Origin of the sequence: Paraburkholderia dipogonis (genome assembly GCF_042680985.1) — a bacterium.
In the GTDB taxonomy this organism is placed as follows: Bacteria; Pseudomonadota; Gammaproteobacteria; order Burkholderiales; family Burkholderiaceae; genus Paraburkholderia; species Paraburkholderia phytofirmans.
In genome coordinates this window covers 483,357-498,182 of sequence record NZ_JBHUFR010000006.1, presented here as the reverse complement: position 1 = coordinate 498,182, position 14,826 = coordinate 483,357, and the positions used below count along the sequence as shown (strand labels likewise).

17 protein-coding genes are annotated in these 14,826 nt (G+C 61.8%); 9 read left to right on the top strand and 8 right to left on the bottom strand.

Annotated elements, in window-relative coordinates:
* Positions 1–12: 12 nt before the first annotated feature.
* The 4 genes from ACFSNN_RS06900 to ACFSNN_RS06885 all read left to right on the top strand — a co-directional run bounded on the left by ACFSNN_RS06900 (position 13) and on the right by ACFSNN_RS06885 (position 3,251).
* Complete coding sequence (locus ACFSNN_RS06900) at positions 13–1,428, top strand: cache domain-containing protein (RefSeq protein WP_134459613.1); 1,416 nt, start codon at positions 13–15, stop codon at positions 1,426–1,428.
* Positions 1,425–2,072 carry a response regulator gene (locus ACFSNN_RS06895; protein ID WP_134459616.1) on the top strand — a complete coding sequence of 216 codons (648 nt, stop codon included), beginning with the start codon at positions 1,425–1,427 and terminating at the stop codon, positions 2,070–2,072. The genes ACFSNN_RS06900 and ACFSNN_RS06895 overlap by 4 nt, the downstream gene beginning before the upstream one ends.
* Before the next feature lie 114 nt (positions 2,073–2,186).
* Positions 2,187–2,735, top strand: a complete 549-nt coding sequence (locus ACFSNN_RS06890; protein WP_134459619.1) for a hypothetical protein — start codon at positions 2,187–2,189, stop codon at positions 2,733–2,735.
* 129 nt (positions 2,736–2,864) lie between these two features.
* Positions 2,865–3,251, top strand: coding sequence for a hypothetical protein (locus ACFSNN_RS06885; protein ID WP_208949531.1), 387 nt, complete (start codon positions 2,865–2,867; stop codon positions 3,249–3,251).
* 12 nt (positions 3,252–3,263) lie between these two features.
* Here ACFSNN_RS06885 and cls read toward each other — a convergent pair whose 3' ends face one another.
* The 3 genes from cls to ACFSNN_RS06870 all read right to left on the bottom strand — a co-directional run bounded on the left by cls (position 3,264) and on the right by ACFSNN_RS06870 (position 6,032).
* A complete protein-coding gene (gene cls, locus ACFSNN_RS06880) occupies positions 3,264–4,526 on the bottom strand; it encodes a cardiolipin synthase (protein WP_134459622.1) in 1,263 nt (420 codons plus the stop codon).
* A gap of 146 nt (positions 4,527–4,672) precedes the next feature.
* Positions 4,673–5,158 carry a hypothetical protein gene (locus ACFSNN_RS06875; RefSeq protein ID WP_134459625.1) on the bottom strand — a complete coding sequence of 162 codons (486 nt, stop codon included), beginning with the start codon at positions 5,156–5,158 and terminating at the stop codon, positions 4,673–4,675.
* A 22-nt stretch (positions 5,159–5,180) separates the two neighbouring features.
* On the bottom strand, positions 5,181–6,032 hold the full coding sequence (locus tag ACFSNN_RS06870) for an H-NS family nucleoid-associated regulatory protein (RefSeq protein ID WP_134459628.1): 852 nt from the start codon (positions 6,030–6,032) through the stop codon (positions 5,181–5,183).
* Positions 6,033–6,635: 603 nt separating this feature from the next.
* On the opposite strand from ACFSNN_RS06870, the gene ACFSNN_RS06865 reads away from it, so the two are divergent.
* Both ACFSNN_RS06865 and ACFSNN_RS06860 read left to right on the top strand, forming a co-directional pair.
* The gene (locus tag ACFSNN_RS06865; RefSeq protein ID WP_134459631.1) at positions 6,636–6,926 is read left to right on the top strand and encodes a hypothetical protein; all 291 of its coding nucleotides are present in this window, start codon (positions 6,636–6,638) and stop codon (positions 6,924–6,926) included.
* Positions 6,927–6,982: 56 nt separating this feature from the next.
* Positions 6,983–7,219, top strand: coding sequence for a hypothetical protein (locus ACFSNN_RS06860; protein ID WP_134459634.1), 237 nt, complete (start codon positions 6,983–6,985; stop codon positions 7,217–7,219).
* Positions 7,220–7,246: 27 nt separating this feature from the next.
* Here the strand turns inward: ACFSNN_RS06860 and ACFSNN_RS06855 are convergent, their stop codons facing one another.
* Positions 7,247–8,320 carry a DUF6765 family protein gene (locus ACFSNN_RS06855; RefSeq protein WP_134459636.1) on the bottom strand — a complete coding sequence of 358 codons (1,074 nt, stop codon included), beginning with the start codon at positions 8,318–8,320 and terminating at the stop codon, positions 7,247–7,249.
* Between the two features lie 339 nt (positions 8,321–8,659).
* Here ACFSNN_RS06855 and ACFSNN_RS06850 point away from each other — a divergent pair, with 339 nt between their 5' ends.
* Positions 8,660–8,890 carry a DUF2964 family protein gene (locus tag ACFSNN_RS06850; protein ID WP_041759097.1) on the top strand — a complete coding sequence of 77 codons (231 nt, stop codon included), beginning with the start codon at positions 8,660–8,662 and terminating at the stop codon, positions 8,888–8,890.
* 48 nt (positions 8,891–8,938) lie between these two features.
* On the opposite strand, the gene ACFSNN_RS06845 is transcribed toward ACFSNN_RS06850, so the two are convergent.
* The 3 genes from ACFSNN_RS06845 to ACFSNN_RS06835 all read right to left on the bottom strand — a co-directional run bounded on the left by ACFSNN_RS06845 (position 8,939) and on the right by ACFSNN_RS06835 (position 10,774).
* Positions 8,939–9,400, bottom strand: coding sequence for a DUF488 domain-containing protein (locus ACFSNN_RS06845; protein ID WP_134459639.1), 462 nt, complete (start codon positions 9,398–9,400; stop codon positions 8,939–8,941).
* Between the two features lie 100 nt (positions 9,401–9,500).
* Positions 9,501–9,902 (bottom strand): FKBP-type peptidyl-prolyl cis-trans isomerase, encoded by a 402-nt coding sequence (locus tag ACFSNN_RS06840; protein ID WP_041759096.1) that lies wholly within the window; start codon positions 9,900–9,902, stop codon positions 9,501–9,503.
* Positions 9,899–10,774 carry a carbon-nitrogen hydrolase family protein gene (locus tag ACFSNN_RS06835; protein ID WP_134459642.1) on the bottom strand — a complete coding sequence of 292 codons (876 nt, stop codon included), beginning with the start codon at positions 10,772–10,774 and terminating at the stop codon, positions 9,899–9,901. Before ACFSNN_RS06835 ends, ACFSNN_RS06840 begins: the two co-directional genes overlap by 4 nt.
* Before the next feature lie 218 nt (positions 10,775–10,992).
* Here ACFSNN_RS06835 and ACFSNN_RS06830 point away from each other — a divergent pair, with 218 nt between their 5' ends.
* Positions 10,993–13,638, top strand: a complete 2,646-nt coding sequence (locus tag ACFSNN_RS06830) for a ligase-associated DNA damage response DEXH box helicase (protein WP_134459645.1) — start codon at positions 10,993–10,995, stop codon at positions 13,636–13,638.
* Positions 13,635–14,294: a ligase-associated DNA damage response endonuclease PdeM gene (gene pdeM / locus ACFSNN_RS06825; protein WP_134459648.1), complete on the top strand. Its 660-nt coding sequence runs from the start codon at positions 13,635–13,637 to the stop codon at positions 14,292–14,294. The genes ACFSNN_RS06830 and pdeM overlap by 4 nt, the downstream gene beginning before the upstream one ends.
* 145 nt (positions 14,295–14,439) lie before the next feature.
* Here pdeM and ACFSNN_RS06820 read toward each other — a convergent pair.
* Positions 14,440–14,826 (bottom strand): hypothetical protein (locus ACFSNN_RS06820; protein WP_377779164.1); only part of this gene is annotated, 387 nt, incomplete at its 5' end.

Sequence of the window (14,826 nt, the reverse complement as noted above, 5' to 3'; positions counted from 1 at the left end):
GTCTTTTCAACCATGAAACTCAAAGCCAAGATTGTCCTGCTGGCGATCGTGCCCTTTCTGGCCGCCATCGCGAGCATCGAAGTCGGTGTGCAACGGCAGGCCACGGCGCTCGCCGAGACGCAACACGCGAGCACGCAGGCCGCGTATATGGCCAGCAAGGAGATCGAGCTCAAGCATTACGTCGAGCTCGCCACCACCGCGATCGAGCCGCTCTACGACGCCGGCCAGGACAATGCGCGCGACGACGCGACGCTGCGCGCACGCGCGCTCGACGTGCTGCAGAAAATGGACTTCGGCAAGGACGGTTACTTCTTCGTCTACGACATGCATGGCCGTTCGTTGATGCATCCGCGCGAACCCGACCTGGTCGGCCGCGACCTGTCGGAACTGCGCGATCCGCAAGGCGCGCTCACCATTCAGGAACTGCTCGCCGCGGCCTCGCGCGGCGGCGGCTATGTGCGGTACCTGTGGCATCGTCCGTCGACGGGCAAGGTGGCGTCGAAACTCGGCTACGTGGTGCCGCTGGAACGCTGGGGCTGGATGATCGGCACCGGCATCTATCTCGACGACGTGGATGACACGCTCGCGCATATCGACGAGCGCGCGGCCGCCAATATCGATCGTACGATGAAGTGGATCGACGCGATCGCCGTAGCCGGACTCGCCGTGATCGCGCTGTGCGCGCTCGTGCTCAACGTCACCGAATATCGCAGCGCGGACGCCAAACTGAAACGGCTCGCGCAGCAGGTGGTGGAGTCGCAGGAAAACGAACGGGCGCGCCTGTCGCGTGAATTGCACGACGGCATCAGCCAGATGATGGTCTCCGTGAAGCTGCTGCTCGAATCCGCGCTGGCGCGCTTCGAGCGCAGCGAAGTGCGCGTGCCCGCGGCGGAGGCCGCACTCACAACCAGTCTCACGCGGCTTGGCGACACCTTGCGCGAAGTGCGGCGCATTTCTCACGCGCTGCGTCCGTCCATGCTGGACGATCTCGGCGTGGCGGCCGCGCTGGAACAACTCTCGCGCGAACTCAGCGAGCAGTCGGGCATCGAGATCGGCTTCACGCAGATCGCGCACACGCACGCCGCGGCTTTGCCGGATGCGGTCAACACCGTGCTGTTCCGGATCGCCCAGGAAGCGTTGACGAATATCGTGCGCCACGCGCAGGCGACGAACGCGGCGCTCGCGCTGGAAATATCGAACGACGCCGTCACGCTGAACATCGCGGACAACGGGCGCGGTTTCGACGTGACGCATGCGTTCGTCGGCCGGCGCTCGGGCGTGGGTCTGCGCAATATGCGCGAACGGCTCGAAGCGTTGGGCGGCACACTGTCGCTCAGTTCACAAGCCGGCCACACTCTCGTCACCGCTCGCGTGCCGCTGGGATCGACCGAGCCGACATTGCAGGCCTTGCAGGAAACCTCACCATGAACGACGCCTCACCCGCTATCGCCCGCCTGATTCTCGTCGACGATCATCCGCTCGTGCGCGACGGTTTGCGCGCGCGTCTCGAAGCGGTGCGCCACCTCGAAGTGGTCGGCGAAGCCGGCAATGCGCACGAAGCGCTCGCCCTCGCCGCGAGTGAGGAGCCCCATCTCGTGCTGATGGATGTCGGCATGAACGGGATGAACGGCATCGCGCTGGCCGGCATGTTTCACGAGCGCTTCCCGGCGATTCGCGTGCTCATGCTGTCGATGCACGACAATCTCGAGTACGTGACCCAGGCGGTGCGCGCGGGCGCGAGCGGGTACGTGCTGAAGGACTCGCCTTCCACCGAAATCATCCAGGCAATTGGCGCGGTGCTCGAAGGCAAGCAGTTTTTCAGCGCGGGACTCGGCGCGCGTCTGATTCAGGCTTCCGCGATGCAGTCGCCCGTCGAACGGCTCACGCCGCGCGAGCGCGACATTCTCGACGCGCTTGCGGAAGGCTTGTCGAGCAAACAGATCGCTCAGCGCAACGATCTCTCCGTGCGGACGGTGGAAACGCATCGGCTGAATCTGAAACGCAAGCTCGATATCGAAGGCCAGGCCGAGTTGATCAAGTTCGCGGTCGAGAACCGGCGCACGAACCGGTGAAAACCTGACTGACGCGGTTCGGCGATCCGTCGCATAATCGGCGCTGCTTACACTTGAACCACCGCCATCGTTCCGTCCACTCTACTCAACGCCCGACACCTGGAGCTGATGAGGATGAAACGCTCGACCCCATTACGGCTAGCGAGGCTGCTGATCTGTTTCGCCGCTACTGCTATTCACGCGCATGCCGAACCGGCGCGCGTCAATCGCGGTCACGACCCGTTCTTTCAGATCTCCAAAGCGATCGGCGATTGTCCGGTGCCGTTGGGGCCGCTCGAAACCGAGAAAGAATGGCTCGACGACAGCCATTACCGGATCGAACGCGGCAATAGTTGCTGGGTGGAAGGTCGCTGCCGTTTATCGAACGCCTATCTGTACGACGCGGAAATCGCCGAGGCCGTGCAGCGTCGACTCACCAACATCAATTTCGCCACGCACTGGCGCGAACAGTCGACGCTCTGGCTGACGCTGCAACGCCGTTTCATCTATGTGGAAGGTTGCGTTGCACCAGGCTTCGACAAACACAGGTTCCTCACCGAGCTCGCGAAAACCGCGGACGTCGAGCGGGTGATCGACGACACCGTCACCAATCCGCGCGCCGCACAACTCCCCTACAAGACGCTTGCGGATCCGGATAAGCCAGTGCTCGATCCTGGCGACTAGCCATTTGCGTTTAAAGGTTGCGAGCGGCGCGCGGATACTCCACTACTGACTGCGGAAGGCCAGATAAAAGACGCGAATGCGAGGGACGCTTTGGCGCGTTGCCGCAGCGCGCTCGAAAGAGAACGTGAAGTGTGGGGCCGTGCCGTATTCGAATCGCTGCGCAAAGACCTGTTCGACTCGCCCGCCGCGCTGGCGCGCATTCCGCGCGGCGGCTTTCTGACGATCTCGATCGTGCCGGCGCTATTGGCCGGGGCGAGTACTTCCGCGCGTTGCAGACAGTTATGCCTTGACTATATCGACAGTCAACTCGCGCTGATCGACCACAATATCGAGCAAGCGCTTTTGCGACGCCGCCTGGATGATCGTGCGGTAACACAAGAGTTGCGCGGATTCGCACAGGCGCATCACCGCGCAAAAGCGCTTCTAAGCAAACCGCTTCCTGCTATGGACGTGGAGAGCAGCGCGCCCTCTTCTATGTCATCTATCGCAGCTTATCTCTCTGGCGCGCATCGATAATCAGAAGATTCGTCAAAGCTGCGTGTCCAGCAGCGGGACAAACTTTTCGATCAGCTTTTCCGTAAATGGCCGATGCATCCATGCGTCGAGCGTGATCTGTTGTGACTTCTTTATATCGTCGGCGAAAACAGCGGTTTGCTGCCTGGCGAAGTCACGGTCGTAGATGTTCAGGTTCGCTTCGTCGTTGAGCTTGAACGAACGGCTATCGAAATTGGTCGAGCCGACTGAAACCAGGTATTCGTCTACCACCAGCAATTTGCAATGAAACATGGTCGGCTGATACTCGTATATTTCCACGCCGGCTCTGAGCAGATCGCCCCAGCACGCACGCGATGCCTCCCGCACGGTATGGGTGTCGATCCGTTTTCCAGGCATGATGATCCGCACTTCCACGCCGCGTTTCGCCGCCTCGACGATCGCATTGATAGTCAGCTTGTCGGGAACGAAATAGGCACTCGCCAGATGAATGGAATGCGTGGCCGCGGTAATCGCCATCAGATACATTAACTGCATGTCGTCGCTGCCGCCCGAGGGCGAACTGCTGAACATATGCGCGAAGCCGTCGCCCATTGGCTCGACATCGGGAAAATAGTCCGGGCCGTGCAGCACATTGCCCGTTGCCTTGACCCAGTTGTCCATGAATACGGCCTGCATATGGCCGACCACCGGGCCCTCCACGCGGAAATGCGTATCGCGCCAATGCTTTTCATCCTGTGCGTGGCCGGTCCACTCCGGCGCGATACCCACACCGCCCGTAAAGCCGACATGCCCGTCGATCACCAGCAGCTTGCGGTGCGTGCGATCGTTCATGCGACCCAGACCGGTCCAATGGGGCTTGTGATACTGAATCACTTCCGCGCCGGCATCGCGAAGCAGATTCAAATAGCGCTTATCCATTTTCGACGAGCCGACCCAATCGAGCAGCACATGCACGGCAATGCCCTCGCGCGCTTCATCCGCGAGCGCCTGTGCAATCTGCTCGCCAATCTCGCCGGACCAATAGATAAAAGTTTCAAACGTGATGGTTCGACGCGCAGAGCGGATGCCTTCCAGCATCGAAGGAAAAATGCGGTCACCATTCAACAGCATCTCGAAGCGATTGCCCGAAATGACCGGCGGCCCGAGCAGCAAACCCATTGAGCGCAGGAATTGCGGATCGTCGCTCGCATAAAGGCGATCGATCTTATGCTCGATCTTCTTCTCGCCGCTCGATAAATTGGCAATCACCAGAATGATGACGAGCGTGACGAAAGCGGTAATCGGAATCGTCAGCATGCGTGGCCTCGATGCTAATCGGCGGGACGCGTCGCATGCGCGTCCTGCGGTTGACGAACACTCCGGACCTCGGCCCGGCTTTTACGACTAACGCAGGACGCACGGCGCGTGCCCATTGCAGGCCCGCACCTTGCTACTCAATGCCATCACCTGACCAGCGAAAACGCTTCCCGGCTGGCTATTTCACCCGCGCCGTAGACACCGACCACCGTATAGTCGGACGCCACGCATTCGAAAGTGGATGCCTGAAACGTGATGACGAAATGGCGCAGCGTCGGGCCCGTCGATGCCACCGCCGCAAGCTCGCTGGCCAGCGACGAATTCATGACTTCATGAACCGAATAGCCGGTGAGACCGTGCGAGGCGAGTGGGTGAATCTCGAGATCGGCGTCGCCGGGCGGACCCAGACGATGAAATACCGTGTCCGGAAATAGCACGGCGCAAAATGGATCGTCGTCGGGATCGAATGGTCCGAAGCTTTCAAAGTCGGACTCCGCAATCGGATAAGAAAGAATGACCCGGCGGTCACTCGCGACGATAAAGGGTTCGGCGGCATCTTCTGCCGGATGAGGAACGGAGTCCAGCAGGACGACCTGGTCTTCCTGCTGGGTTGATTCACGCGTACTGGTCATCTATTTCACGACTCGGTTGCGCTCATGCGCCGGCTGACGCCGGCGCGGCTGCCGGCGTGGCCGGGGCACTCGTCGCAACAGCTTTTTTGGCAGCGGCCTTACGAACCGGTGCTTTCCTCGCTGCTTTGGCCACGGTGCTTTTCTTCGCCACCGGCTTTGCGGCGCCTTTCTTTGCCGTTACTTTTCTGGCTGCCGCGGTGGCTTTCTTTGCAACCGTGTTTTTCGCCGCGCCCGCTTTCTTTGCCACGACTTTTCGAGCCGCGGCTTTCTTGCTCACTACACCGCCAGTTGCCGCCGATTTCACTTTGCCGGCCTTCTTCGCGGCTTTGTGACCCGCATCCGCCACGGTTGCCGAGGCGCTGTCGATCAGGAATCTGGTACGGTCCTTGACGCTGGCAAGCCATGCCGGCGCCGGGCCGCGGCCGCTCCAGGTCGCGCCAGTTTTCGGATTGATGTACTTGGGCGGTTGCGCGCCTTTCGGCTGACCTTTGCCGCCTTTCGCATGGGTGACAACAGCCTTTGCCGCCGACTTCAATTCGCTCGCGCCTTCGATCAGGAACTGGGTGCGGTCTTTCACACCGGCAATCCAACCCGGCGCGCGGCCGTGGCCCGTCCAGGTCGCGCCGGTTTTATGGTCGCGGTACTTTGCCACTGCCTTACCGGAGTTCACGGCTTTCGCCTTGCCGCCGCCATTCAAGCCTCTCGCAGCGCGCCGGGCTTTTGCCTTGGCTTCGATATCCGCGGTAGTCAGGCCATGCTTGAGCATCAGGTCACGAATCTGGTCGACCGCGACTTGCGCTTTCCTGGCCAGAAGAACGTCAGCTTGCGCCTGAAGCTTTTTAAGCTTTGCTTGGATTTGCTCTAACGTGGGCATTTGATTGCTCCTTATGTGGTAATCGATCGAACTATGCCACGAATGACGCGAGAAAGGCAGATCGGCGTGGCTATAAAAATACGGCTCTGAGTCGATCATGCATTCGGTGGAGTGCGAACTTTTTGGATTCTTTACTTCGTCGCCACACTTTTCCGGCTTTTTTCTTTGCCACTCTCCCTTTCCTTTTACTGTCTTTCCAATTCCTGGGCCGGCTTTGCAATTCCCGGCCGTCGGCCGCGACGGCTTTCAGTCGCATTGAAAGGAGCCGCCGCGCATTGCGGCATGAGCCGCTTCTACTATAGGCAAGCATTAGAAGATTCAAAGGCCGGCAGTACATTTTTTATTGCCTGAGTACGTTTGCGCGTCTACCGGCTCTTATAAAAACACTTTTTCGGCTCCGAGAGCCTGGACTTCCCGAGATGCAATGCGCTAGCCGGCACCTTCGTAACCCCACGTTACCAATCTCGCAGTGCTGTTTCACCTGTGTCCGGACCGCCCTTCTACACTCCAAACCGCAACTCGATGCAAAGCTCTGGAAAACCCGCAAGGGTGAAAGCTGAGGCAATCGGAAGCATCGCACTTCGATATGCAAGGAGAAGGCAATTGAACAAGAAGATCATCGGCGCGGTATTCGGTCTGGCAGTGCTGGCGGCATCGTCGGCGGCCTCGGCACACGTGGATGTGGCTGTCGGAGTCGGCATTCCAGTCGGCGTGGTGGCACCCCAGCCTGTTTATGTCGAGCGGGGTCCGGCTCCGGTGCCAGTTGTTTACGGCGGCTACGACGACTGGCGTGCACGCGAATGGCGCGAACGCCGTGAATGGCGGGAACGCGAATGGCGCCGTGAGCATTGGCGCGAACATGAATGGCGGGAACGGCACTGGAATGGCTATTGAAATGACGCCGTACAGCGCCATGTTAAAACCCCTCGTCAATTGAACGGTACTTTCAGATGAAAGCTGGTTACATCAGAGCCGCCCTCGCGGCGGTGGCGCTCACTTCTGCAGCGGTCGGCACGGCAAACGCCGCCGGCTGCATGAAGGGGGCGGTCGTAGGCGGAGTGGCGGGACACTATGCCGGACATCACGCGGTGGTCGGCGCGGTCGGCGGCTGTCTGGTCGGGCGGCATATGGCCAAAAAGCATGCGGAAGAGCAGGCAGCGCAACGCCAGCAAGCCAGAGTGGAATAACCCAGGGCCGGGGCGCCCGCGCCCCAGTCAGGCGATGCGCAATCCGTGCGTCGGCAGAATCTCCTGCGTGGTCACGAAGCGGTGCTGTTTGACCGCGTCGTGAAATAGACGGTAATCGCTTTTCTCGAAAGCGTTCGTCCATTCGGGCTTGTCGCCGGTATCGTCGTCGAACTTCAAACCGGTGGCCAGGTACTTCCAGGAGCCAGGACCTTTTGGCACATAGTCCGGAATCGACTCTTTCAAACCCGGAATACCGCCGGCCTTCACGACGCGGCAAATGTGCCGCAAGCGATCGTTGTCGTCCTCCAGCCGGTTCGTATTGAGCAGGTCCGTGAGCACGTCCGTCACATCGTCCGGCATGCCGGGAAGATTCTCGAAGTCTTGCCGCCCCGCCAGATAGGCGCGCACCGCGCGGCACGCCATCTCGGCCGCTTGCACGAATTCCGGCAGGTTGTGTCGCTGGACGAACTCGTTTCTACCGTCGATGTAATGCCATTTCGCCCACGGCTGGTCGGGATAGTGCAAGGCAGCACCGTGACCGACTGGCAGCGCGACGGTCAGCACATCCTCCTCGATGTGTTCGATCAGGTGCTCACTGGCGAGTCTGAGTTTGGCGAACCAGCCTTTGCGGGTACAGTCCTGAGCTTCCAGTAGATGAACCCGATTCCACGGACTTTCGATCCCGGCGAACCCTTGATGCGCCCATGTATCGACATACGTGTGAAGCGTCACGCCCAGCCGATGCAGTCCCGTTTCGGTGTCCCGGCGCAGGATCGCGCGCCGCACCACTTCGCGCGCGACCGCGCTATCGGGCCGGCACACGGCCTTTTCGTGCAACGTCGAGCCTTCGGCCGCCGGCAGAAAATGAAAGGGCGTCCACACCAGCCGGTTCTTGTCATCTTCGGTAGTAGCGTAATCGAACAGCTTGTGCGCGGTGGCGAAGCGTTCGAACGTCTCGCCGCCTTTGAAGCGCAATATGCCCGCGGTCGTCGCATCGTCCACATATTGGCAGGCGTGCGCCACGGTGATCGCGTCGCCAGCCGGCATCCCGGCCACGCGGGCGGCAATATAGACGACACCGTAATGAAAGTCGATATTCATGGCGGGCGCTCCTGAAGCGCGACGAATGACGGCGGGGGATTCCGGACTGCGCGGCGAGGTGGATGCCGCGTCGGCGCGTGAGTAGATAGTAGACGACCGAACGCGCGCGGACTTCAAAAAACCACTCACTACCCGGGTTCATGCCGGATCCGGTACGCGCGCGCCGCGCACTAAATAGACTTGCGACAATCTTTCCGCTTTTATTATTTGCACTGTCCGGTGGCTCCGCTATGCTGTGTGCCATTGAAAACCATTCGTAATGCGAAAGGGCATAACCGGTCGCACAACTCTGAAGTCCAAACCTTCGGGCAGTACACGCTAACGCAAAGGACAAATTCCGTGAAACTCGACAATTGGAAAGAAGGCGCCAGTCCGGAACGGCGCAAACTGATACGCAGCAAGCTTCATGTCTTGCTGGCCACGATCGGCACCCTGGCGTCCGTGGTGGGGATCTGCGTGGCCATTAACGGCGGACTGGAATTCAATCGCACCAAAGTCTTTATCGGAGTCGGCATTACCGTCGTCTCCACCATCGTTTATATCTCGATGCTTTTCGCGCCGTCCGATTGAAATCGGCCCTCCTCCGGTCGCGCAAAAACGCCGCCATCGAACGGATGGTTACGACAGGTGGGTAATTTTCAGGCGGCTATTCCAGCGCGAGTTCAGATATTCGAGCGCCAGCCGCCGGTGGCAATGGTGTGGTAAATGTTCACTGCAAAGCAGGCAAGCCGAGCGGAATAGATCAACGTCCAGATTGCTTTCCACGCGCCGCCTGGCGATCAGCTCGACGTAAGCCGCGGAGAACTCGTCCCACGTCAGCTCGTTGGCCTTGTATCGCTTGAACAAGTCGGGCTCCGGAGCCAGTTCGGGCATTTCCTGGTAAGCGGCGCCGCACAACTTGTCGAGAAAGAAAGGCAGGTCCTGTTTCTTCGCGAAGCCGGCCAGTTGCGAGGTGTTGCTCAGGCGAATGTCGAGCACCGTTCGCACCTGGGCGTTTTTCAGCAGATCGAAAAATTCCTGAGCTGTCTTGCCGGTAAATCCGATGCTGGTGACCTGCACGGCATTGTTTTCGCGTTTCATTGCGGGAGTACCTGGCAATGGGCAGACGCTGTGCCCGGAAAAAGAAAAGCCCCGCTGCGAAATGCGGAGCGGGGCTCAGTCTCAGTTCTCGTCGCGCTGCTTACTTGACGATACCGACCAGTTCAACCTCGAAGGTCAGGTCGCTGTTCGGCGGAATCACGCCAACGCCGCGATCGCCGTAAGCGGTCGCCGCCGGGCAGGTCAGTTTGGCCTTGCCGCCCACCTTCATCTTCTGCACGCCTTGCGTCCAGCACGGAATCACGCGATTCAGCGGGAACGTGGCCGGGCCGCCGTGTTTCGCCGAGCTATCGAACTCGGTACCGTTGGCGAGCGTGCCGCGGTAGTTGACCTTCACGACATCTTCGGCGGCCGGTTGGGCGCCTGTGCCTTGCGTCAGATGTTCGACCACGACGCCGGAAGGCAGTTTTTCGGTGGTGGGCGCGGCGGCCATCGCCGTCGAAGACAGAAGAGCTGCTGCGACCAATGCAACGATAGATTTCAAAGCGAGTCTCCAGATGGGTAGTGCGCCTCATTGTAACGGATCGCATGGGCCGCCTCGCCGCGCGCGCCAAAGTCCGCGAGCATCGTCTCGCGTTCGCGGACGTCGGCCAGCACGGCCGGATCGAGTAGCGCGGTAATCACTTCTTCACGCTCGCGGCTCGCTTGCGCCATGACGTCGCCAGATGGACTCCAGATCGCGCTCGCGCCGCACGTGGTCCAGCCGCCGGTCGTGCCGACGTGATTCGACAACAACGCATACATCGTGTTGTCGAAGGCCCGCGCGGGAAACCAGATGCGCGACTGGTGGTAGCCGGTCCGCACGCTGAAGAGCGCGCTCACCAGATACGCGTGCGCGCCGTTGACCGCCGCATGACGCGCGTGCTCCGCAAAACCCGAGTCGTAGCACACGCCGAGCGCGAGGCGCCATCCGTCGAGTTCAAGCATGCGGCCTTGCGTGCCCGGCTGATAGATCTTTGTCTCGCTGCTGTACAGGTATTGCTTGTGATAGGAATCGAGTTGCGCGCCGGAACGGCTGAATATGAGTGAAGAGATATGCAGGCCGCCCTCGCCGCGCGTCGCCGCGCCGACGATGACAGCGATTTCACGCTGCCGGCAAATGTCTTGAATCGGTTCGACCCGCGCGTCGTGTGCATCGAAAGCGTATTTCGCGGGATCGCCGGCGATCAGGTCGGGTTCGTAGCCGGTCAGGAATTTCTCGGGAAAAACCACCAGTTTTGCACCGGCGTCGGCAGCCAGAGCGGTCAATTCGACCGTTCTGGCGATGTTGCCCGTGACGTCGCCCGACACCGGTTGAGCTTGCGCAGCCGCGATTCGCAATGAGGTTTGCGGCAGCAATGGCTGTATGTGATTCAACGTGCGCTCCGTGATGAAAGGACCGTTGCGATATGGCTGCGTACTTTGAACCCTTGGGTCGAGGCAACCGAAGCCCCGGCATTTAAACACGAGCGGGACGCCGCGCGTAAGTGCGAAGATGCGTGGTGAACCACCTTCACGGTTTACCGGTCCACATACGTAATCCCCTCTCCGAGTTGTTCGCCGACACGCGAATCCAATGCTAAAGAGCGCTTTCGATGACCGAGCCGGCTGACTCCGACGAGACCACAATCCCGGCGCCTTCTGCGGTGCCGGAGCGGCGCCGCGCGCCGCGGCCGCGCCGGATTCCGCGCAGCCGCGAGCAGCAGGCGCGGCTCGACGCGCGCGAACCGGCGTTCGAGCCGCTGCCTTTTTCCATCGATGAAACCGCTGCGCAGCGCCCGTTTGCCGAGAAGCTTAACGAGTGGTTCGAGACGCGCCGTTGGCATCCATTCGAATTTCAACGCGAGGTCTGGCAGGAGATCGGCCGCGGCGCGAGCGGTTTGCTGCACGCGACGACCGGCGCCGGCAAAACATGGGCCGTCTGGTTCGGCGCACTGGCCGCTTTCGCCGGCACGCCAGGTGCGCGAAAGCGCAGCACGCTCCGTACGCAGCCGGAGCCGCTTACGGTGCTATGGATCACGCCGATGCGCGCGCTCGCCGCGGACACGGCGCGCGCGTTGCAAAGTTCGGCGGCGGAACTGGCCGTGCCGTGGAGTGTGGGATTGCGCACCGGTGACACGTCGTCGGCCGAGCGCGCGCGGCAGAACCGGCGCATGCCGTCGGCACTGGTCACGACACCGGAAAGTCTCTCGCTCATCCTCACTCGCCCCGATGCACGCGATGTGCTTGCACACGTGCGGCTCGTGATCGTCGACGAATGGCATGAGCTGCTCGGCAACAAGCGCGGCACGCAGACGCAACTCGCGCTCGCTCGTCTTGCGCACTGGCGGCCTGAATTGCAGGTATGGGGCTTGTCGGCGACGCTCGGCAACCTGTCCTTCGCCGGCAACGTGTTGCTCGCGCCCGTGAACACGCCACGCGTGAGCGTGCATGGCGCGCTGCCGAAAGCACTGATCGTCGATACGGTGATTCCTGAAACTATCGAGCGGTTCCCGTGGGGCGGCCATGTGGGCATGCGCCAGGTCGGCGCCGTGGCCGAGGCGATCGGCGAGGCTCAGACCTCGCTCGTGTTTACCAATACACGCTCGCAATGCGAAGTCTGGTATCAGGCGCTGCTCGAAGCGCGGCCCGAATGGGCCGGCCTGATCGCGCTGCATCACGGCTCGCTCGATCAGGAAGTGCGCGAATGGGTCGAGCGTGGCCTCAAGAGCGGCTTGCTGAAAGTGGTGGTGTGCACATCGAGCCTCGATCTGGGCGTCGACTTTCTGCCGGTGGAGCGCGTGTTCCAGATCGGCTCGCCCAAGGGCGTCGCGCGTTTGATGCAGCGCGCGGGGCGTTCGGGTCATGCGCCGGGGCGGCCGTCGCGTGTCACGATCGTGCCGACGCATGCGCTCGAACTGGTCGAAGCCGCCGCCGCGCGCGAGGCCGTCGAGAAGCGTCAGATAGAAGGCCGCGAAACGCCTGAGAAACCGTTCGACGTGCTGGTGCAGCATCTCGTCACCGTGGCGATCGGCGGCGGTTTCGACGCACGCGAACTATATGGCGAAATTCGCAGCACCTATGCCTATCGTCAATTGACGCAGGCGGAGTTCGACTGGGCGCTCGGCTTCGTCGAAGGCGGCAGTACGGCGTTGCGCGCGTATCCCGACTACCATCGCGTGGTGCGCGAAAGCGACGGCATGTACCACGTGCCGCGCGAGGATCTGGTGCGAAGGCATCGCAACAATATCGGCACTATCGTCGCGAACGGCACGCTGAATGTCGCTTATCTCTCGGGCGGCCGGATCGGCGCGATCGAGGAATCGTTTATTTCGCGGCTGAAACGCGGGGATATTTTTACTTTCGGTGGACGTGCGCTCGAATTGATCCGCGTGCAGGATATGACCGCGTGGGTGCGGCGCGCGACATCGTCGCGCGGGGCCATGCCGCAATGGGCGGGCAGCCGTATGCCGCTTTCGTCCGAACTCGCCGACGCCACGCTGACGATGCTCGCACGCGCCGCCACCGGCATCTACCACGAACCGGAAATGCGCGCCGTGCGGCCGCTGCTCGAATTGCAGCAGAAGTGGTCGGCCTTGCCGGAGCCGGGCGTGCTGGTGGTGGAGTTGGTGAAATCGCGCGAAGGCCATCATTTCTTTTGCTATCCGTTTGCCGGGCGCACGGCGCACATCGGTTTGGGCGCACTGCTCGCATGGCGCGTCGCGCGCGAAAAACCGGGCACGTTTTCTATTTCGATGAACGACTACGGCTTCGAGCTGTTGTCCGCGCAACCATTCGATTGGACGGCGCAACTCGAAAGCGGATTGCTCTCGCCGAAAGAACTGGATCACGACATACTCGCCAGTCTCAATTCGTCGGAACTCTCGATGCGGCGTTTTCGCGAGATTGCGCGCGTGTCGGGGCTGGTGTTTCAGGGGCATCCGGGGCAGCAGAAGAGCGCGCGGCAATTGCAGGCGTCCAGTGGTCTCTTCTACGAGATCTTTCGCAATCACGATCGCGGCAACCTATTGCTCAACCAGGCCGACGATGAAGTACTGCTGCAGGAACTCGACGCCCGCCGCATTCGCATTGCGCTCGAACGCATGAACGCGAGCCGGGTGGTCGTCACGCAGCCGAAAAAGCCGACGCCGTTTGCATTTCCGTTGATTGTCGGACGCCTGCGGGAGAAGGTCAGCACGGAGAAGCTCGCGGATCGGGTCGAGCGGATGCTGGCCGAACTTGAGAAGGCGGCTCGCGTATGAAGCCGGCTTCGTTGCCGGTGGAGATCGCCGGGCATCCTCTCGTGCTGTCGAGCCTGCGCGCGATGTTCGATCCGGCGCTGCGCTGCCTGTTCGTCGCCGATGCGCATTTCGGCAAGGACGCCGTGTTTCGCGCACGCGGCATTCCGGTGCCGATCGGTTCGACCGCCGACAACCTGATGCGCCTGGATATTCTGATCGCCGAGTTCGAACCGGCCATGCTGGTGTTTCTCGGCGATCTGCTGCATGCGCGCGAGGCGCACGCCAGTGAGACACTCGACGCATTGCATGCCTGGCGCGCGCGGCATGCGCGGCTGCGGGTTGTGCTGGTCGAAGGCAATCACGACCGGCATGCGGGCGCGCTGCCGGCGACGCTCGAGGTCGAGTGTGTGCAGGAGCCTTGGCGAGTGGGACCGTGGGCGCTGTGTCATTACCCGCAGAAAGTGGAAGGCGCGTACGCGCTCGCGGGACATGTGCATCCGGTGTATCGGATTGCGACGCGCAACGATTCGGTGCGGGTTCCGTGTTTCCGGTTCGGGACGGCGTGCGGTGTGTTACCTGCGTTTGGGAGCTTTACTGGAGGAACGCGTGAGGACGGTCGTGTCGCAGGAGAGAAGGTTTTTCTGGTGGTGCAGGAGAGGGTGATTGAAGTGGTGTGACGAGGGGTTTCGTACTGGTCTTGAGCGACCAGTTTGTGGAGGTTGACGATGGAAGCGAGCGGACGGTAGTCGTTCGCTCGCTCCGTTTAGCATCGGCAGGGAGGCCGGTCTCCCGGCCTCCCTGCGATGAAGAAGCGTTGCTCCGTTAGTGGTTGCCGCCGCCGTGGCCTCCGCCGCCACCGCCGTAGCCACCACCGTGGCCGCCGAAGCCGCCGCCGAAGCCGCCATGACCTGAGCCAAAGCCGCCGCCGAAGCCACCACCGTGGCCTTGGCCTCCGTTGCCGGCGCCGGGGCCGTTTCCGCCCTTGCCGCCGTCACCGCCGTGACCGTGGCCACCGTTGCCGCCGTTGCCGGGGCCGCCTGCGCCAGGGCCTCCGTTGCCACCGTTGCCGGGGCCACCTGCGCCGGGGCCACCGTTGCCGCCGTTGCCCGGGCCGCCTGCGCCGGGGCCTCCGTGGCCACCGTTGCCGGGGCCGCCTGCGCCAGGACCGCCGCTGCCCTTGCCGCTGTTGCCGGAGCCGCCGGAGCCGCC